Raw genomic sequence first — 19,582 nt, 5'->3', positions numbered from 1 at the left:
CCTGTGTCTTTCCGTCACATCGCCGCATCATCCTCAAGCTGGTGTTTTTCCTGCATGCTCGTCGGCGTGCATCCATGTCGGATGCATGGGCGTCATGTTTGTTTGGGGAGAAGTGACACGATGAATTGGGCGGAACGTCTGCGTACGGGCATGCATGGCCTGGCGGAATCCTTGGGTAATCTGCTGATGGAGGCCTTCCATTACCTGGCGCTGTTCGCCATCGGGGCGATCACGGCCTGGGCTGGGGTGATGACCTTCATCGGTATGCTCGAGAAGGGGCACATCACGGTCGATGACATTCTGTTGCTGTTCATCTACCTGGAATTGGCGGCGATGGTCGGTATCTACTTCAAGACCAACCACATGCCGATTCGCTTCATGATCTACGTGGCGATCACTGCGCTGACCCGTTTGTTGATTTCCGACATTTCCCACACGCACAAGCCGAGTTGGGGCGTGGTGATGGTGTCGGGGGCGATCCTGTTGCTGGCCCTGGCAATTCTGGTGGTGCGCTACGCTTCGTCGCGCTTTCCGGCCGTGGCCGGCCCGCATCCCCGCAACATGGCGCGCAACCGCGAGGATGCCGAGTCCGAGCGCGACGATGCGTCTGACTGAAATTTAGGGGGATGACGCTCTTTTCATCCACCACTGTCGGCGTGATGGTGGATCGATGAAGCGTAGGAGGAGAGGTGTCAGTCGAGCGGTGCGAATAGTGCCGCCAGATCTTCCTCATCCAGTCGCCACTGACCCTGGCTGCCACCGTCCAGCACGCCTTTGGCCAGGTTGGCCTTGGCCTGCTGCAGTTGCTGGATTTTCTCTTCGACGCTGCCACGGGCGATCAGCTTGTAGACGAACACCGGTTTGTCCTGGCCGATGCGGTAGGCGCGGTCGCTGGCCTGGGCTTCGGCGGCCGGATTCCACCAGGGATCGAAGTGGATCACGGTGTCGGCGGCGGTCAGGTTGAGGCCGCTGCCACCAGCCTTGAGGCTGATCAGAAAAACCGGAAACTCCCCCGCCTGGAAGCGTTGTACCGGCGTGCGTCGGTCTTGGGTGCTGCCGGTCAGTTTGGCGTAGGCAATCTTGCGTGTCTGCAGTTCTGCTTCGATCAGCGCCAGCATCGAGGTGAACTGGGAAAACAGCAATACGCGGCGGCCTTCGTCGACCAGCTCTACGAGCATGTCCAGCAGGGCGCTGAGTTTGCCCGAGTCGGCGGCCGTCAGTTCGCTGCCGGCTTCGCCGAGCAGGCGCAGGTCGCAGCAGCTCTGGCGCAGGCGCAGCAGGGCTTCAAGGATGACGATATGGCTGCGGGCCAGGCCCTGGCGCGCGATTTCGTCGCGCACCTTCTGGTCCATGGCCAGGCGTAAGGTCTCGTAGCGGTCGCGCTGCAGCTGGGTCATCTCGACCCATTGGGTGATCTCGGTCTTCGGCGGCAGCTCGCTGGCCACCTGTTCCTTGGTGCGGCGCAGCAGGAAGGGACGGATGCGCCCATTCAGATGGTTCAGGCGCTGGGCGTCGCCACGCTTCTCGATGGGCGTGCGGTAGTCACGGGTGAAGGCCTTGGCGTCGCCGAGCCAGCCGGGCATGAGGAAGTGGAACAGTGACCAGAGTTCGCCCAGGTGGTTTTCCAGCGGCGTACCGGTCAGGCAAAGGCGCAGGTCGGTCTGCACCTGAGCCGCTGCGGTGGCCGCCTTGCTGCGCGGATTCTTGATGTTCTGCGCTTCGTCGAGGATTAGCAGACGGTAACGCTGCTGGTTCAGCGCCTTGAGGTCGCGTGGCAGCAGGGCGTAGGTGGTGAGGATCAGGTCGTGCTCGGCGATCTCCTCGAACAGCGCCTTGCGCTTGTTGCCGTGCAGGGCCAGTACGCGCAACTGCGGGGTGAAGCGCGCCGCCTCGTCCTGCCAATTGGGAATCAAACTGGTGGGCATGACGATCAGTGCTGGATTCTTCAGGCGCCCGGCCTGTTTCTCGCAGAGGATATGCGCCAGGGTCTGCAGGGTCTTGCCCAGGCCCATGTCGTCAGCCAGCACGCCACCGACGCGCAGTTCGGCCAGCGTCTGCATCCAGTTCAGGCCCTGCACCTGATAGGTGCGCAGTTCGGCCTGCAAATCCTCGGGTGGCGCAATTTCACGCACCGCCAGGTTCTGCAGGCGCTGGGCGAAACCGCGCAATTCATCGCCGCCTTGCCAGCTGAGTTCGGGCCCCTGGGCCAATTCGGCCAGGCGTGCGGCGTCGGCGCGCCCCAGGCGCAGCGGCAGATGATCGTCGCCAGGGTCGCGGAAATACAGCTCGCCGAGTGTGGCCAGCAGCGGTTTCAGGCGGGCGAAGGGCAGGGCGATGCGTTTGCCACCCTGCGGCAGGCTGACCAGCAGGCGATCCTCGTCGGCGCGCTGGGCCAGTGCCTCGGGTGCCAGCAGCCAGGGCGTGCGGCGAATGGCCTGGAGCAGGATCGGCAGCAGGCTCAGGCGCTGGCCTTCGACTTCGATGCCCAGCTCCAGATCGAACCAGTTCTGTTGCGGATCTTCCTCGACTTCGACGTACCAGTCGTCGACCTCGGCGAGGTTGTACTGGAAGTCCGGGCGCATGTGGATCTGCCAGCCCTCGGCACGCAGTTGCGGCAGTTGCTGCTGGACGAAGTCCAGCCAGTCGCGCTCGCGCTCAAGCTCGAACGGCTCGCCGGCATCGCTCGGCAGCGCTTCGCTCTGGCGCAGGGCGACCTGCAGGCCGAGGCCTTCCAGGCGTTTGCGCAGGCTGGCTTCGGCGCCGCTGTCGCGGATCAGGCGCAGGTTGGTTTGCTCGTCCAGGCGCTTGACCAGGTCCTTGGCCGGCTTGCCGAAAACCTTGTGTCCGGCGTAGTCGAAAGCCAGCGCCGCGCGGTGCTGGGTTTGTTCATGCATGCGTCCCTTGCGTGCGTCGAAGTGCACGCGCACCTGGCTGCCAAGGCTGAGGATGGCGGAGGGGGCGACGCCCTCGAGGCGCGTTTCCGCCAGTTCCTTGTTCACCACGATGATGTCCGACAGATCGCTACCGGCACGTTGCTGGTCTTCCAGTGTGAGCAGGGCGGCGACCACGTGCTTGCAGTTGAAACCGACCGGGCAGTTGCAGTGGCCGGTCACGCTCCACTTGCGCCCGTAGGGGTGCAGGGTGATGCGCTGCTGATAGGTCTGCCCGCCGGAGCCCCGGCAATTGGCGAGCAGGCTGTGGTCCTTGAGGCTGAGCAGTTTGCTGCGCTTTTCTTCGGCGTAGGCAATGCCGCGGCGCAGGTCGCCGGCGCCGAACTCCGAACGCCAGTCTTCCTGGCGTAACTGGTGGATATCCAGAGGCATCAACGAAGCCCCATGGGGAAAAGTGATGGGCGCATGACTGGGCCGTGGCAATGCAAAGCCGCAGATTTTCGCATAGCCGCGTGACGATTAGCAGGCGTGGCGCCGAGATTGCCGACGACAGGGCGGGAAGCGGGTTGTTCTCGTCCTACAGAAATGCAGCGCGGTATTGCCCCGGAGTGGCGCCCAGTGCCTGGCGAAAGCGGTTGCTGAAATGGCTGGCGCTGGCGAAGCCGCAGGCCAACGCCACTTCGCTCAGAGCAGGGGCTGGCTGACGTAGCATCTGGCAGGCACGCGCCAGGCGCCGGGCCAGCACGTAGCGGTGAGGCGGCAGGCCGAAGCTGCTCTGGAACATGCGCGCGAAGTGGTATTCCGAAAGGGCGCAAAGCGCCGCCAGTTGGCTCAGCGGCAGCGGCGTCTCCAGATGCTGCTCGATGAACTCGCGTACACGCCTGCGTTGCAACGGTGCCAGGCCACCCTTGAGGCGCAGACTCTGGCGCAGGCCAACCTGGTTGAGCAGCGCATGGTCGAGCAGTTGGTGCGCCAGGCTGCTGGCCAGCAGGCGTTCGCCCGGCTCCTGCCAGTCGAGGGTGCACAGCTGGCGAAAGCGTGCGGACTGTTCGGCGTCCTCGAGAAAGGTCGCTTCTTCCAGTTGCAGGCTGCGCGGTTCGCGATCGAGCAAGGCGACCGCACCAAGAGCGAACTGCTCCTGCTCTATATAAAGATGGGCAAGCTGAATTTCACCGTTGATGATCCATGCCGACTGATGCTCGGCCGGCAGGATGCACAGTTTGTCTGGAGCGCCCTTGTTGCCGGGCTGCTCGCGGCGAAAGGTGCCAGTGCCGCCACTGAGGTAGCACGACAGCGTGTGATGGCTGGGGGCCAGGTAGTCACGTGCATCATGGGCGTTGCTCCAGCGTGCCACGCCCATGCCGTTGCCCAGTTCGGCCATGGCGTGCAGCCGCGCATTGGCCGAACGGCTCATGCTCTGGAATACCTGCAGATGTTCGAATTGCGCCATCATTTCCTCCCGAATGCAGCCCATGCTACGCCTGCCGACATGCAAAACCAGTGTCGACGAAAAAAATGCGCAAGTTTGTGAAAGTTCGAGGTCGTAATTGCTGGACCGCCTTTGAATGGTGCTTGAGTTTTTTTGCGCCGACCCGCGGCGCGGCACGATGACTGGGAGTATCGTGGCGGCCATTCAAACAATGATTCGCATCCCGGATGCCGCTCTCGATGAAATACCTGCACCACTTCGCGCTTGCCTCTGCCCTGATCTTCCCCAACCTGCTGGCTGCTGCACCTTCGATAGATGACAAATCGGCCTTCATCGCCGATCTTGTAGGTCGTATGACCCTCGAGGAAAAGGTCGGCCAACTGCGCCTGATCAGCATCGGCGGCGATATGCCGCGTGAGCGCATCCGCGAGGAGATGGCCGCAGGACGCATCGGTGCCACCTTCAATTCGGTGATACGTCCGGAGAACCGCCCGATGCAGGAGGCGGCGCTGCGCAGTCGCCTGGGTATCCCGGTGTTCTTCGCCTATGACGTGATTCATGGCCATCGCACCACGTTCCCGATTGGTCTGGGACTGGCTTCGAGCTGGGACATTGCCGCCATCGAGAACAGTGCTCGGGTCGCAGCCTTCGAGGCCAGCGCCGACGGCCTGGACATGACCTTCGCGCCGACCGTGGACATTTCCCGCGATCCGCGTTGGGGGCGGACCTCCGAAGGTTTCGGCGAGGACCCGTATCTGGTTTCGCGCATCGCCGCAGCCATGGTGCGTGGCTATCAGGGGGGAAATCCCAGCGACCCGCAGCGCATCATGGCCAGCGTCAAGCACTTCGCCCTGTACGGCGCGGTGGAGGGTGGGCGCGACTACAACGTGGTCGACATGAGCCCGATGCGCATGTACCAGGATTATCTGCCGCCTTATCGCGCTGCCATCGATGCTGGCGCCGGCGGGGTGATGGTGGCGCTGAACGCGATCAATGGCGTACCTGCTTCGGCCAACACCTGGCTGCTGCGTGATCTGTTGCGTCGCGACTGGGGCTTCAAGGGGGTGGCGCTCAGCGACCACGGCGCGATCACCGAACTGCTGCGCCATGGTGTGGCCGCCGATGGCCGTGAGGCTGCAAAACTGGCCGTCACGGCAGGTGTCGGGATGAGCATGGCCGACACGCTCTACTATCAGGAGCTGCCGACACTGGTGCGCAGCGGTGCGGTAGCGCAGAGTGTGCTGGATGAAGCCGTCACCCATGTGCTGAACACCAAATATGACCTCGGCCTGTTCCATGATCCGTTCCGCCGTATCGGCCGCGCCGAGGACGACCCGGCCGACGTCAATGCCGAAAGCCGTCTGCACCGCGCCGATGCACGGGCCATGGCGCGTGACTCCCTGGTGTTGCTGGAAAACTATGACAACACCCTGCCGCTGAGCAAGAAGACCACCGTCGCCCTGATCGGTCCGCTGGCCGACTCGCCGGTGGACATGCTCGGCAGTTGGTCGGCGGTCGGTGTAGCCGAGCAGGCCATCACGCTGCGCAAGGGCATGGAGGCGGAGCTCAACGGCCAGGGCAAGCTGCTTTACGCCGTGGGCGCCAACGTCACCGACGATGCCCATGTGATCAGTTATCTCAACCAGCTCAACTGGGACCGCCCCGAGGTGGTGCTGGACAAACGTTCGCCACAGGCAATGCTGGAGGAGGCCGTGCGTGTCGCCGCTCAGGCTGACGTCATCGTCGCGGCCGTAGGGGAGGCGCGTGGTATGTCCCATGAGTCGTCCAGCCGCACTCGTCTGGACCTGCCGGACAGCCAGCAGGCGCTGCTGCGCGCGCTCAAGGCCACCGGCAAGCCATTGGTACTGGTGCTGATGAACGGCCGGCCGCTGGCGCTCGGCTGGGAGAAGGAAAACGCCGATGCGATACTGGAAACCTGGTACAGCGGCATCGAGGGTGGCCATGCCATCGCCGATGTGCTGTTCGGTGAGCACAACCCTTCCGGCAAGCTGCCGATCACCTTCCCGCGTTCGGTCGGGCAGATTCCCACCTACTACAACCACCTGCGCCTGGGGCGGCCGTACACACCCGGTACGCCGGGCAACTACACCTCGCAATATTTCGAGGAGCCCAACGGGCCGCTCTATCCCTTTGGTTACGGTTTGAGCTACAGCGACTTCCAGCTTTCGGCGCCGAAGCTGTCCGCCGAGCGCATGAAGGCGGGCGAGAAAATTCGCGTCAGCGTCACGCTGAAGAACGCCGGGCCCAGGGCTGGCGCGACCGTGGTGCAGCTGTATCTGCATGACGAGGCTGCTTCGGTGATCCGTCCGGTGAAGGAACTCAAGGATTTTCGCAGGGTCAAGCTTGAGGCAGGTGAGGCGCGCGAGCTGAGTTTCGAGATCGACGAAAGCATGCTGCGTTTCTACAACGCCAGCCTGCAGCATGTCAGCGAGCCGGGTGCCTTCCGTGTTCAGTTGGGGCTGGATTCGGAGAGCGTGCAGGAGGCGCGTTTCGAACTGTTGCCACGCCCATGAAGGCGTGGCCCAAGGAGGCGAAAAATATACTCGCGCGAGCACCTGTGCCGGACTTCACGATCTGGTAATAATGCGCAGAAAGAATCCGCGCATGCGGAGACGTCGCCGTTCGGTTGGCTGTCTGCATCGTGCTCGCGTTGTTTTTACACTATTCGCCCGTTTTCAACTCCCTGCAGTGGCCGCCCTTGGGCTGGCCGCTGCCTGTCAGTACGTGTTGCCCTGGAGGCTGTGTGTCGATGAGTCGTTGTTCTGGAGCCCGTATGGGCAAGGCCGGCAAGCTGGCCCTTTGTGTGCTCCCTCTGCTGTTCGCTGCCCAGAGTTGGGCCTTCGATCTGGACGATGTCGCGGTCAAGGCCAAGGCCCTCGCGGCCGAAAGCTACAGCGCACCGCAAAGCCGCCTGCCGGCTTCGCTGCGTGAGCTGCCGTTCGCCGGCTATCAGAAAGTTCGCTTCCTCGAGGAAAAGGCGCACTGGGCGGACGGCAAGACGCCGTTCCGGCTGTACTTCTTCCACCAGGGCATGCACTTCGACGTGCCGGTGAAGATCAACGAAGTGACCGCCAGCGGCACCCAGGAGATCAAGTATGACCCGTCGATGTTCGATTTCGCCGACCTCAACCTTAACCCGGATGACCTGAAGGATCTGGGTTTCGCCGGTTTCAAGGTGATCCACGAGCTGAACGACAAGGGGCGTCACGACGAAGTGATGAGCGTACTCGGCGCCAGCTACTTCCGTATCGTCGGCAAGGGCCAGGTGTTTGGCCTGTCCGCCCGTGGTCTTGCCATCGACACCGCGCTGCCGTCCGGCGAGGAATTTCCGCGCTTCAGCGAGTTCTGGATCGAGAAGCCGCAGCCGGATCGCCGTAGCCTGGTGATCTATGCGCTGCTCGATTCGCCGCGGGCCACTGGTGCTTACCGCATGGAAATCAAACCGGGCCGCGACAGCGTGCTCGATGTGCAATCGAAGGTCTACCTGCGTGAGAACGTCGAGAAGCTCGGCATCGCGCCGCTGACCAGCATGTACCTGTTCGGTGCCAACCAGCCCTGGCCGCGCCCGAACTACCGCCCGCAGCTGCATGACTCCGACGGTCTGGCCATTCACGCTGGCAATGGCGAGTGGATCTGGCGCCCGCTGAACAACCCGCAACGCCTCAACGTCAGCAGCTATCGTATCGACAACCCGCGTGGTTTCGGCCTGATGCAGCGTGGTCGCGACTTCAACCAGTACCAGGATCTCGACGACCGTTACGAGCTGCGCCCGAGCGGCTGGGTAGAAGCCGTCGGTGATTGGGGCGCTGGTCATGTCGAGCTGGTGGAGATACCCACACCGGACGAAACCAACGACAACATCGTCGCTCTGTGGCGCCCGGAGAAGCTGCCGGCCCCGGGTGAGTCGTTGGATGTGGCCTACCGCCTGCACTTCAGTCGTGACGACGCCAAGCTGCACGACCCGCAACTGGCCATGGTCAGTCAGACCCGTCTGTCAGAGGGCGACATCAAACAGGCCAACCTGATCCGTCAGGCCGATGGCAGTACCGCGCTGGTGGTCGATTTCGTCGGTGAGGAGCTGGCCAAGCGCTCGCCTGATGCAGCGCCGACCGTTCAGGTCAGCGTCGATGGCAACGCCGAATTGCTGGAGGACAGCCTGCGTTACAACCCGGTTAGCAAAGGCTGGCGCCTGACGCTGCGCATCAAGGTCAAGGACCCGGTGCAGCCGGTGGAAATGCGTGCTGCCCTGGTCGACGGCGGCAAGCCCTTGTCGGAAACCTGGAGCTATCAGCTGCCTGCCCATGAATAACACTCTAGATCCTACGCAAATCCAGGAGTATCTGGAGGAACTGCCGCTCGATCCTGAGCAGCAGGCGGCTTTGGCTCATCGCCTGGAAGAGGAGGGCGGGGATCTCGCCACCTTGCACCGTGCCCTGCACGAGGACGATCTCGCGGCTGCCGAGCCTCTGGAAGAAACCCGCGAGATGCTCGAGTCGGTGCCGGCTCGTCTGTCTCTGGGCTGGCCGGACGCGCTCGAGCGCGGCTGCCGCATCGTGCACGACCACCAGGGCCGGCCCACCATCGATTCGACGCCGCCGATCAAGCGCACACGCATGGTGCCGGAGCCCTGGCAGATCAATATCCTGGATCGCGGCTGGCGTCGTTTGAAGGGCGAGAAACCCGCACCGCGGCCGCGCACGCGTGAGAGCGAAGACTTCGCCGAAGAACACTGGCGCCACGTCGCGGCGGTGCGTCGTTCGGCGCTGCTGGTGCTGATGGTCGTGCAGACCGTGGTCGCCACCTGGTACATGAAGTCGGTGCTGCCCTATCAGGGCTGGTCGCTGGTCGATCTGGGCCTGGTGTTCGAGCAGCCCTGGCAGGAGTCAGCGCGGCAGATCCTGCCTTATGTACTGCAGACCAGTATTCTCGCGCTGTTCGCCGTGCTGTTCTGCTGGGTGTCGATGGGCTTCTGGACTGCCCTGATGGGCTTCTTCCAGTTGCTCAAGGGGCGTGACCGCTACAGTATTTCCGCCAGCAGCTGCGGTGATGAGCCGATTTCGCCGCGGGCACGTACCGCGCTGGTCATGCCGATTGCCAACGAGCACGTGCCGCGCGTGTTCGCCGGCCTGCGTGCGACCTTCGAGTCGCTCAAGGCCACCGGGCAACTCGAACACTTCGATTTCTTCGTCCTCAGCGACAGTAACGACCCTGACATCTGCGTTGCTGAACAGCAGGCCTGGATGGAGTTGTGTCGCGAGGTAGAGGGCTTCGGTCATATCTTCTACCGTCGCCGCAGGCGCCGGGTGAAGCGCAAGAGCGGCAACATCGACGACTTCTGCCGGCGCTGGGGCAGCAACTACCGCTACATGGTGGTGCTCGACGCCGACAGCGTGATGAGTGGCGAATGCCTGACCCGCCTGGTGCGGCTGATGGAAGCCAACCCGGGTGCAGGCATCATCCAGACCGCGCCCAAGGCGTCCGGCATGGACACCCTCTATGCGCGCCTGCAACAGTTCGCCACCAGTGTCTACGGGCCATTGTTCACGGCTGGCCTCAACTTCTGGCAGCTGGGTGAGTCGCACTACTGGGGGCACAACGCGATCATTCGGGTCAAACCCTTCATCGAGCACTGTGCCCTGGCGCCTCTGCCGGGCACTGGTTCTTTCGCTGGCGCGATCCTCTCCCACGATTTCGTCGAAGCCGCGCTGATGCGCCGCGCCGGTTGGGGCGTATGGATCGCCTACGACCTGCCGGGCAGCTATGAAGAGTTGCCGCCGAACCTGCTCGACGAGCTCAAGCGTGACCGTCGTTGGTGCCATGGCAACCTGATGAACTTCCGCCTGTTCCTGGTGCGTGGCATGCACGCCGTGCATCGCGTGGTGTTCCTCACCGGTGTCATGTCCTATCTTTCGGCGCCGCTGTGGCTGCTGTTCCTGGTGCTCTCGACCTGCCTGCTGGCGACGCATACGCTGATGGTGCCGGAGTACTTCCTGCAGCCCAACCAGCTCTACCCTCTGTGGCCGCGCTGGCAGCCGCACGAGGCCATCGCCCTGTTCTCCGCCACGATGACCCTGCTGTTCCTGCCCAAACTGCTTAGCGTGCTGCTGATCTGGATCAAGGGCGCTGAAGCCTACGGTGGTCGTTCGCGGGTGTTGTTGTCGATGCTGTTGGAAGCCTCCTGCTCGGTGTTGCTCGCGCCGGTGCGCATGTTGTTCCACAGCCTGTTCGTCACCGCTGCCTTCCTCGGTTGGTCGGTGCAGTGGAACTCGCCGCAGCGCGTGGATGATTCGACGCCCTGGAGCGAGGCTTTCCGTCGTCACGGTACCCAGGTGCTGATCGGTATCGGCTGGACCGCATTGGTGGCCTGGCTCAACCCGGACTTCCTCTGGTGGCTGGCGCCTATCGTGGTATCTCTGGTGCTGTCGCCCGTGGTTTCGGTGCTGACCAGCCGGACCGCACCGGGGTTGGCTGCGCGGCGCAGCAAGCTGTTCCTGATCCCGGAAGAGCACAAGGTGCCGGTGGAGCTGAGCAACACCTCCGAGTACGAGCAACTGAACAGCGCGCGAGCACTGCGCAAGGGCTTCCTGCGTGCAGTGGTCGATCCGCTGTACAACGCCCTGGTCTGCGCCATGGCCCGTGCTCGCCACGCCAAGGTGGTGCCTGCCGCCGAAGCGCTGCGCGACGAGCGTATCGATGAGATCCTCAGCGCCGGGCCTGAAGGTAAGGTCGAGGCAACCCGCTGGCGTCTGCTCAACGATCCTGACGGCATGGCGCGCCTGCATGCGCGCATCTGGCAGGAACCGCAATACCACGCCTGGCGCGAAGCCAGCGACCGTCTGCGCGGCGGTTGATGGCGGAAAAGTGTGTCGCTGGCCTGGCAGCGACACACTTGCTTACAGCCACGCTTCCCACATGCGCTTCGCTGCAGGCACCATACACCCCGGGTATGGTCTGAAAGGCCCGAAACAGAGCCTTTACCCTCCAACAAGCGAAGCGCGCGGAACCGTGTCCGCGGCTTCCCGTTGCAGTTGCCGATAACGTTTTGCCGCGTGCACACAAGGCAGGCCTTATAAGGCTGCGTCACTCATTTGACCTGATGGGAACCTGATATGTCTAACCTCCAAGATTCTGCACAGCGTTACGGCGCTGTCTCGCGGCTGTTGCATTGGGCCATGGCCGCGCTGCTGGTATGGCAATACCTCACGGTGATCGTGCCCGAGGGGCACTTCCTCGAAAGTATCGTCGGCGGTACGCACAAGTCGGTGGGGCTGCTGCTGATGGTGCTGGTGGTGATTCGCCTGTTCTGGGCGCTGAGCAACCGCGGTCGCCGACCGGCTTCGCTCAGTGTCCCTGCGATGCTCGGCCATCTAGCGCTTTACGGCTTGATGGTGCTGATCCCGCTGCTCGCCCTGGTGCGTCAATATGGATCCGGCCGTGCCTTCGAGGCGTTCGGCATGACCATCATGAGCGGTTTCGACGGTAACAAGATCGAATGGATGATTGCGCCGGCCAGCCTGCTGCACGGTAACCTCGGCTGGTTGCTGCTGGTGTTGATCATCGGCCACATCGTCATGGCCTTCTTGCACCGCCGCCAGGGCGACGAGGATGTACTGGCGCGGATGATCGGGCGCTGACTCAGGGTGGTATGGCAAAAGGCTTACACGGCCTGGCGGCAACCACCACTGTTGCCATCGCGAGCCGATCTCTAGTCTACGCACATCCCCTACAGCGAAGGATCGCTGAGGATCAAGGACGATGACCAGGCCAGGATTGGCAGCCGACAGGATGTCGGATGGTTGGGAAGAAACCCGCTTCGGCGGGTTTTTTGTTGTCTGCCAGAAAGTGCCAGCGCTTAACGGCTCACTCGTTCAATCCCCGAGTCCCAGAGCGTGTAGGAGCGGCGCCCCGCCGCGAAACTCGGCGGCCTGAAAAGCTTCGCTCCGGGGCTCCCACGCAAAGCTGCTTTGCGGGCGTCAAGGTGTTGGAGTCTTTCGCCGGGCGATCTAGCTGGCCAAGCACTGCGTTGCTCCCTGGGCCTTGCGTGTGTACCACAGCACGCGGCTCACGCCACGGGTGATGGCCACGTAGGCCAGGCGACGAGCTTCATCCTGCATGGCCTGGTCGTAGCTGCCGGCGAAGAAGCCGCACTGGGCGTAGAGCGCGTTGCGCAGCGGGTGCTTCTCCATCGGCAGGCAGTCATCGAGGATGATCGCCACTTCGGCCTGCAGGCCCTTGGCGCGGTGGATGGTCATGGTTTTCACCGGAAGTTGTTTGTCGAGATGAACGCGCACCTGCTGCAGTGGCTCGTTGCGCCGGCTGAGCAGCAGCACGGCGGTGCGATCCGCGTTGGCGCGCTGGCTGACGTGCTGGCACTGCGCGGTGATTTCCTTGAGCAGCGCCGGCAGACCGCTGGCCAGGTCGAAGCGCTGGATCAGCCTGACGCCATGGTCGCCGGGTTGCATCGCCTTGGCCGCAACGCAGGTCTTGGCCTGCTTGTTCTGCACTTCAGCGAGCACTTTTTCGCCGTCGCGGATCACCGGCTCGATGCTGCGGTAGTTGGTGCCCAGCAGTAGGGTGGTGCTCTTGCTGCGACCACGACTTGGGAAGTGCCGGTCGAAGTCGATGAACAGCTCCGGCGAACTGCCGCGCCAGCCGTAGATAGATTGCCAGTCGTCGCCGATGGCCATCAGGCTGATGCGCTCGCCCGTAGCGTGCAGGCGGCGATGCACGGCCTGCAGCCACAGCACGATCTGTGGCGAGATGTCCTGGAATTCGTCGATCAGCAGGTGGCTCAGGGCAAGCAGGGCCGGGCCGGGTTTGCCGTCGCCAGCACCTTGCAGGCGCTCACTCAGTTGCGCGAAGGCACCGTTGAAACTGATCAGCCCCTGATTCTTCAACAGAGTGTTGAAGTGCTGGTGGAAGCGCTGCATGACCTCGATGAAATCGCGCTCGCGTGCCGCGCAGTCCAGGGTTTTCACATCCAGACGGTCGAGATGAATCCCCAGGCTCTCGGCGAAATCGATCTGCCCGTGCAGCAGCTCGAACAAGGGCAGGGCGGCGAATTCGCCGGGTAATTTGCAGGCATCCAGCGGCGCCTTGGCTTTGCCCTTTGGCGGCTCCTCGGGGGCCGGTAATTTGAGCAGGCGGTGAGTCAGCGCGCGAAAGCGCGCGTCCTCGGCGTAGGCGTTCTGGTAGGCCTGCTTGAGCAGGCGCTGCTGCGCGGGGCGCAGACGAGCGCCGGTAAGCGGGTTGTCCGGCTCGTCGCTGGGGTCGTCCAGTTGCTCGAACCAGCGCGGGTTGCCCAGGTGTTCCTTGGTCAGCGTGGCCATGGCCGCATGGAAGGTACGCACGCACTGGCGTGCATCGTGCGGGTAGTGCCAAAAGTCGAGCAGGCGTTGCAGGCGCTCGCGCAACTCGGTGCAGGAGGCGTTGGTGAAGGAAATCACCGTCAGGCGCTTGGGGTCGACCTCCAGGTGGCAGAGCAGGAACACCACGCGCAGTACCAGGGTGCTCGACTTGCCCGAGCCTGCGCCAGCGAAGATACGTGCCAGCGGCGCACGGCAGAGGATCATCGCCCACTGTTCGTCCGACGGAGCGCCGATCAGCCTGGCGTTCACCGCCTGCGCCACGCGTTCGCGCATCGCCTGTACCTGAGCGTCTTCGACCTTCAGTCGGGTGCCGGGGTAGATGCCGGCAGGGCCGGGTTTACCGCTGTCAGTCTTGCGACCGCTGGCTTTCTTGTTGCCAGTGGATTTTTTCTTGCTTTGCTTGCGCACAGGTTTGCGCGGTTGCGCGGCTTCGCGCTCGGCACGCAGGTAGGCGGTGGTGTGAGGGAAGTAGCGGGCGAGGGCGCTGGACAGCAATTGTTTGTAGCGCGCGACGGCAGAAAGCATGTGCTGAGGATGACCTGGCTGGCAAAGCCGGAATGATAAGCCCTGTGACGCGATGGCAGGCAACGATGGCGCTTTGATAAATGCGCAACTTTGTGCAAGCGCCTGAAGTTCTCCGGTTCCAGACTGTAGTCAGTCTCGGAGAACCTACGATGAATCTGTCGCTATACCTGCTTACCGTACTGATTTGGGGCACGACCTGGATCGCCATCAAATTGCAGATGGGCGAGGTGGCTGTCGCCGCTTCCATCGCTTATCGCTTTGCCCTGGCTTCGGCGGTGTTGTTCGCCATGCTCTGGTTCAGCGGCCGCCTGCAGCCGCTGGATCGCCGTGGCCAGGGCATCTGCCTGGTGCAGGGTTTGTGCCTGTTCTGCCTCAACTTCCTGTGCTTCTACACCGCCAGCCAGTGGATACCCAGCGGCCTGATCGCGGTGATCTTCTCCACGGCCACCCTGTGGAACGCGATCAATGCGCGGTTGTTCTTCAAACAGCGCATCGCGTCCAACGTGTTGTTCGGCGGTGCGCTGGGGCTGGCCGGTCTGGGCTTACTGTTCTGGCCGGAGCTGGCTGGGCACGAAGCCAGCCGCGAAAGCCTGCTGGGCATCGGCCTGGCACTGCTCGGCACGCTGTTCTTCTCTGCCGGCAACATGCTCTCCAGCCTGCAGCAGAAGGCCGGCCTCAAGCCGCTGACCACCAACGCCTGGGGCATGCTTTATGGCGCGCTGATGCTGGTGGGGATTTGTCTGGTCAGCGGCACGCCGTTCTCCTTCGAGTGGAACGCGCGCTACGTCGGCTCGTTGTTGTACCTGGCGATTCCCGGCTCAGTGATCGGCTTCACGGCCTACCTGACCCTGGTCGGGCGCATGGGGCCGGAGCGCGCGGCGTACTGCACCGTATTGTTCCCGGTGGTGGCACTGAACATCTCGGTGTTCGCCGAGGGCTACCAGTGGACGGCTCCGGCGCTGTTCGGCCTGGGGCTGGTGATGCTGGGCAACGTGCTGGTGTTTCGCAAGCCAAAACCGGTACTCACGGAGGCCAGGGTTTAATTGCAGAGTCGGTTCGGTGCGCATGGCGCACCCTACGCGCGCTACACGGTTGGGCATGCCGCGCGCACCGACCCTCTGCAGCGTTGATCAGCTCCCACGAATCAAGGTGCGCAGCATGAAACGATTGGGGTGGCAGGCCTCGGCCACCTCGCGTGGCACCGGCAGGGGCTCGCTCTCCAGCCAGGCGGCGATCAGTTCGCCCGACAGCGGGGCAGTGATCAGCCCGCGCGAGCCGTGGCCGCTGTTGATGTAAAGGCCGTGCAGCCAGGGGCAGGGCGCATCCGGCACCTGGCGGGCATCCTTGGCCAGTACCGCATAGGTCTCGGCGAAGGTTTCGGCATCGGCCAGCGGCCCGACGATCGGAAGGTAGTCCGGGCTGGTGCAGCGGAACGCGGCGCGGCCTTCTAGCGTCGCCGGGTCGAGTGTTTGTGCATCCAGGCGTTCGGCGAGATCCGTGGAAATTTCCCGCAGCAGCTCCAGGTTGCCGGCATGCTCGGCCACACTGGGTGTGAGGTCGTCGCTGTGGAAGTCGAAGCTGGCGCCCAGGGTGTGTTCACCCTCGCGTGGCGGTGCGACATAGCCTTCGGCGCAGACCACGGTGCGCAGTCGACTGCTGAGCGAGTTGGCCGGTAGACGGCTGATCTGCCCACGGATGCGCTTGAGCGGCAGGTTCGCAGCCGGCAGTAGGCGGCCGATTTCGGCGGCGCAGGCCAGTACCAGTACAGGGGCTTCGACCAGCGTGCCGCTCTGCCCGTCGACGCACCAACGATCATTTTGCCGGCTCAGGCTCAGCGCCTCCTGGTAGGGGCGCAATTCGATCAGCGGGTGTTGCACCAGTTGCCGACACAGCGCCGGTGGGTGTACCCAGCCGGCGTCGGGGTAGAACAGACCGCCGGCTGGCAGAACGATGCCGGCCAGCGCTTCGGCCTGCTCACGCCCCACGGCGTGCAGCAGGTCAGCCGTAAAGGCAGTGGCCAGTTTGGTCTGGCGCGCGGCTTCCTTGTCATCGAAGGCCAGCTGCAGCACGCCGCAGGCGTCCCAGTCCGCACCGCGTTGCAGGTGTTCGAGCAGTCGGCGGGTATGACCGAAGCCGGCGACGATCAATTGTGACAACGCGGTGCCATGGGCCGAAAGCTTGAGGTAGAGCACGCCCTGCGGGTTGCCCGATGCCTCGCAGGCAACCGCCGCGTGGCGCTCCAGCAGGCTCACTCGCCAGCCGCGCGCGGCCAGGCTGGCGGCCGTGGCGCAGCCGGCCAGGCCTGCGCCGATCACCACCGCGTGTTTTTCCTGTGTGGGGCGGGCGGGGCGGCTTTCCTCCTGGCGGCCATGACGCTGATCACTTTCGTCTACGTGATCCTCAACAACTTCTACACCCTGTTTTATTGGCTGGGTGACTATTTCGGCGGTAACGAGTTTTTGCTCGGTATCGGCGACGCCATTCTCGACATGGCCCAGGCGATGACCTGGAGCAATGCCCTGACCAAGGCCCTGTTCGGCTGGCTGATCTTCTTCGGCCTGGCCTACGGCGTGCGTACCGCCGGCCACATCGGCGTCGATGCCCTGGTCAAGCTCGCCCCGCGCGGCGTGCAGCGCGTCATTGGCGTGATCGCCTGCTCGGCCTGCCTGGGTTACGCCGGCCTGATCGCCGTCGGCAGCTTCGACTGGGTGCGCACCCTGTTCACCGCCGGCATCGGCGCCGAAGACCTCGGCCACTACGGCAGTCAGCAATGGCATATCGGCATGATCGTACCGTTCGGTTACGCCATGGTGTTCGTCCGCTTCCTGGAAATCCTCGTCCGTATCCTGCGCAACGAGCAGACCGGTCTCGGTCTGGCTGACGAAGCCGCCGATGCCCTGAAGATCAATGAGCACGAGGAGCCCAAGCAATGACCGTTCTGTTCCTCTTCCTGCTGTTGTTCCTGCTGATGTTCATCGGCGTGCCGATCGCCGCGTCGCTCGGCCTGGCCGGTTCGATCACCATCATGCTGTTCAGCCCGGACTCGGTGCGTTCGCTGGCGATCAAGCTGTTCGAGACGTCCGAGCACTACACCCTGCTGGCGATCCCGTTCTTCCTCTTGTCCGGTGCGTTCATGACCACCGGCGGCGTGGCGCGTCGCCTGATCGACTTCGCCAACGCCTGCGTCGGCCATATCCGTGGCGGCCTGGCCATCGGTGCGGTGCTGGCGTGCATGCTGTTCGCCGCGCTGTCCGGCTCGTCGCCGGCTACCGTGGCTGCAGTCGGCTCCATCGCCATCGCCGGCATGGTGCGTTCCGGTTATCCGCAGGCGTTCGGCGCCGGCATCGTGTGTAACGCCGGTACCCTGGGCATCCTGATTCCGCCGTCGATCGTGATGGTGGTGTACGCCGCCGCCACCGAGCAGTCGGTGGGCAAGCTGTTCATGGCCGGGGTGATCCCGGGCGTGATGCTGGGCCTGGTGCTGATGATCGCGATCTACATCGTCGCGCGCATCAAGAAGCTGCCGGCCCTGCCGCGTGCCAGTTTCCGCGAATGGCTGCGTGCCGCACGTGAGGCGTTCTGGGGCCTGCTGCTGATGGTGATCATCCTCGGCGGTATCTACACCGGCATGTTCACCCCGACCGAGGCTGCGGCCGTGGCGGCGGTGTACGCCGGCTTCGTCGCCCTGTTCGTGTACAAGGACCTGACCATTCGCGAGTGCCCGAAGGTGCTGCTGGAGTCCGGCAAGCTGACCATCATGCTGATGTTCATCATTGCCAACGCCATGCTCTTCGCCCACGTGCTGACCACCGAGCAGATTCCGCAACAGATCACTGCCTGGGTGGTGGATCTGGGTCTGCAGCCGTGGCAGTTCCTGCTGGTGGTGAACATCGTGCTGCTGATCGCCGGTGCCTTCATGGAGCCGTCGGCGATCATCCTGATCCTGGCGCCAACAGATCACTGCCTGGGTGGTGGATCTGGGTCTGCAGCCGTGGCAGTTCCTGCTGGTGGTGAACATCGTGCTGCTGATCGCCGGTGCCTTCATGGAGCCGTCGGCGATCATCCTGATCCTGGCGCCGATCCTGTTCCCGATCGCCATGCAGCTGGGTATCGACCCGATCCACCTGGGCATCATCATGGTGGTGAACATGGAGATCGGCCTGATCACGCCACCGGTGGGGCTGAACCTGTTCGTCACCTCGGCGGTCACGGGCATGCCGCTGACGGCAGTGATCCGCGCTGCACTGCCATGGCTGATGCTGCTGATCAGCTTCCTGATGGTGATCACCTACATCCCGGCCGTTTCCATGGCGCTGCCGAACTGGCTGGGGATGAGCTGAATAACCGTCTTTACCGCGTCTACCTCTGCGCCCGGCCTTGTGCCGGGTTTTTTTATTGGCTCGCAAACCATGCGTAGCCCGGATGAATCCGGGGGCTTTTCGAACACATGGCAAAGGCTGGCGCGGCTGAAGCCCCTCCCACAGACGCGGGACATTTGTGGGAGGGGCTTTAGCCGCGACTGGGTAGCGGGCGCTTCCCCCGGATTACATCCGGGCTACGGGCAGGGTGATCATTCCGTCAGCGTCATCAGGATATCGGCATACCAGGTGCAGTTCAGACCCAGGGCTTCGTCCTGATCCTCGTCGCGATTGCCCAACAGGCGCGTGGAATGGATGCCGAGCAATTTCCAGGGCAACTCGCCCTCGACGCCGGCGCGCTTGACCACAGGCGCGCCGCTCAGGCCGCGATGGGTGCGGCCGTCGGTGAGGAAGTAGCCCAGCCCGTGGAAACGCAGACCGAAGGACGACGCCAGCCCGGCATGACGCGCCACCGGCATGCGGTGCAGGGTGTCCTGAAAGCCCAGCGGGAAGCCCACCACCAGCAACGTCGAGCCGATCTCCACATGCTCGTCGGCTTGTAGCAGGTGCTGCGGGGTGAAGGCCTGGTAAGCACCGTTGTTGGGAAGGGCGGCCTGATCCAGCTCGATCACCGCCACGTCGATCTCGCCCGCGCCATCCATACCCTGACGCCACAGGTGCTGTTCGCCGTCATACAGCGGGATGGAAAAGCTGACGGTGCTGGCCAGGTTGTCTGCGTCGGTATGCAACTCGATCTGCAGGCTGTCCGGCTGATGGCCGCTCGGCTCGTCGAGCACCACGTGACGGCTGGTGACGAGGAACAGCCGTTGATCCCGGAGGAAGAAGAAACCACTGGCGTTGGTCAGTATCTGCCCAGCGGCCAGTGTGGTGATGCGTGCAGCGCTCAACATCAGGGAATCGATCATGGCCTGGGCCTCCTGCCGGTGTGTGGTCTATCGACTGACTGCCAAAGCCGTGACAGGTTCGTTT

Annotated in this window: 11 protein-coding genes and 3 pseudogenes; 9 read left to right on the top strand and 5 right to left on the bottom strand. The window is 63.6% G+C overall.

Annotated elements, in window-relative coordinates; translation table 11 throughout:
- Window positions 1-120 precede the first annotated feature (120 nt).
- Window positions 121-615, top strand: coding sequence for a phosphate-starvation-inducible protein PsiE (locus tag GV002_RS18130; protein ID WP_160019683.1), 495 nt, complete (start codon window positions 121-123; stop codon window positions 613-615).
- A 77-nt stretch (window positions 616-692) separates the two neighbouring features.
- Here the strand turns inward: GV002_RS18130 and GV002_RS18125 are convergent, their stop codons facing one another.
- Window positions 693-3,323, bottom strand: a complete 2,631-nt coding sequence (locus tag GV002_RS18125; protein ID WP_160019682.1) for a DEAD/DEAH box helicase — start codon at window positions 3,321-3,323, stop codon at window positions 693-695.
- A gap of 145 nt (window positions 3,324-3,468) precedes the next feature.
- On the bottom strand, window positions 3,469-4,341 hold the full coding sequence (locus GV002_RS18120) for a helix-turn-helix domain-containing protein (RefSeq protein WP_160019681.1): 873 nt from the start codon (window positions 4,339-4,341) through the stop codon (window positions 3,469-3,471).
- 218 nt (window positions 4,342-4,559) lie between these two features.
- On the opposite strand from GV002_RS18120, the gene bglX reads away from it, so the two are divergent.
- From bglX to GV002_RS18100, 4 genes are all read left to right on the top strand, one after another.
- Entirely contained in the window at window positions 4,560-6,854 is a 2,295-nt protein-coding gene (gene bglX / locus GV002_RS18115; protein ID WP_178094725.1) for a beta-glucosidase BglX, read from the top strand.
- Between the two features lie 260 nt (window positions 6,855-7,114).
- Window positions 7,115-8,650, top strand: a complete 1,536-nt coding sequence (locus GV002_RS18110) for a glucan biosynthesis protein G (protein ID WP_160020201.1) — start codon at window positions 7,115-7,117, stop codon at window positions 8,648-8,650.
- Window positions 8,643-11,192 carry a glucans biosynthesis glucosyltransferase MdoH gene (mdoH, locus tag GV002_RS18105; RefSeq protein WP_160019679.1) on the top strand — a complete coding sequence of 850 codons (2,550 nt, stop codon included), beginning with the start codon at window positions 8,643-8,645 and terminating at the stop codon, window positions 11,190-11,192. Before GV002_RS18110 ends, mdoH begins: the two co-directional genes overlap by 8 nt.
- 258 nt (window positions 11,193-11,450) lie before the next feature.
- A complete protein-coding gene (locus tag GV002_RS18100) occupies window positions 11,451-11,975 on the top strand; it encodes a cytochrome b (protein ID WP_160019678.1) in 525 nt (174 codons plus the stop codon).
- 369 nt (window positions 11,976-12,344) lie between these two features.
- Here GV002_RS18100 and GV002_RS18095 read toward each other — a convergent pair whose 3' ends face one another.
- Complete coding sequence (locus tag GV002_RS18095; protein WP_160019677.1) at window positions 12,345-14,234, bottom strand: DEAD/DEAH box helicase; 1,890 nt, start codon at window positions 14,232-14,234, stop codon at window positions 12,345-12,347.
- A 149-nt stretch (window positions 14,235-14,383) separates the two neighbouring features.
- On the opposite strand from GV002_RS18095, the gene GV002_RS18090 reads away from it, so the two are divergent.
- Window positions 14,384-15,277 carry a DMT family transporter gene (locus GV002_RS18090; RefSeq protein WP_160019676.1) on the top strand — a complete coding sequence of 298 codons (894 nt, stop codon included), beginning with the start codon at window positions 14,384-14,386 and terminating at the stop codon, window positions 15,275-15,277.
- An 87-nt stretch (window positions 15,278-15,364) separates the two neighbouring features.
- Here the strand turns inward: GV002_RS18090 and mnmC are convergent.
- Window positions 15,365-16,558, bottom strand: a pseudogene (gene mnmC / locus GV002_RS18085) (bifunctional tRNA (5-methylaminomethyl-2-thiouridine)(34)-methyltransferase MnmD/FAD-dependent 5-carboxymethylaminomethyl-2-thiouridine(34) oxidoreductase MnmC); the annotation flags it as partial.
- On the opposite strand from mnmC, the gene GV002_RS18080 reads away from it, so the two are divergent.
- The 3 genes and pseudogenes from GV002_RS18080 to dctM (GV002_RS24670) form a co-directional block, all read left to right on the top strand.
- Complete coding sequence (locus GV002_RS18080) at window positions 16,556-17,167, top strand: TRAP transporter small permease (RefSeq protein ID WP_160019675.1); 612 nt, start codon at window positions 16,556-16,558, stop codon at window positions 17,165-17,167. The pseudogene mnmC and the gene GV002_RS18080 overlap by 3 nt on opposite strands.
- Window positions 17,164-18,171 (top strand): annotated as a pseudogene (gene dctM / locus GV002_RS18075) (C4-dicarboxylate TRAP transporter large permease protein DctM); the annotation flags it as partial. The gene GV002_RS18080 and the pseudogene dctM (GV002_RS18075), both read left to right, overlap by 4 nt.
- Before the next feature lie 19 nt (window positions 18,172-18,190).
- A pseudogene (gene dctM, locus GV002_RS24670) lies at window positions 18,191-18,574 on the top strand (C4-dicarboxylate TRAP transporter large permease protein DctM); the annotation flags it as partial.
- A 230-nt stretch (window positions 18,575-18,804) separates the two neighbouring features.
- On the opposite strand, the gene GV002_RS18065 reads toward dctM (GV002_RS24670), so the two are convergent.
- Window positions 18,805-19,518 carry a S1 family peptidase gene (locus GV002_RS18065; RefSeq protein WP_160019674.1) on the bottom strand — a complete coding sequence of 238 codons (714 nt, stop codon included), beginning with the start codon at window positions 19,516-19,518 and terminating at the stop codon, window positions 18,805-18,807.
- Window positions 19,519-19,582 lie beyond the last annotated feature (64 nt).

The organism is Pseudomonas sp. 8O, from assembly GCF_902506495.1.
In the GTDB taxonomy this organism is placed as follows: domain Bacteria; phylum Pseudomonadota; class Gammaproteobacteria; order Pseudomonadales; family Pseudomonadaceae; genus Aquipseudomonas; species Aquipseudomonas chaetocerotis.
Note: the sequence above shows the minus strand (reverse complement) of the source record. Positions and strands in the feature narration are given on the sequence as shown.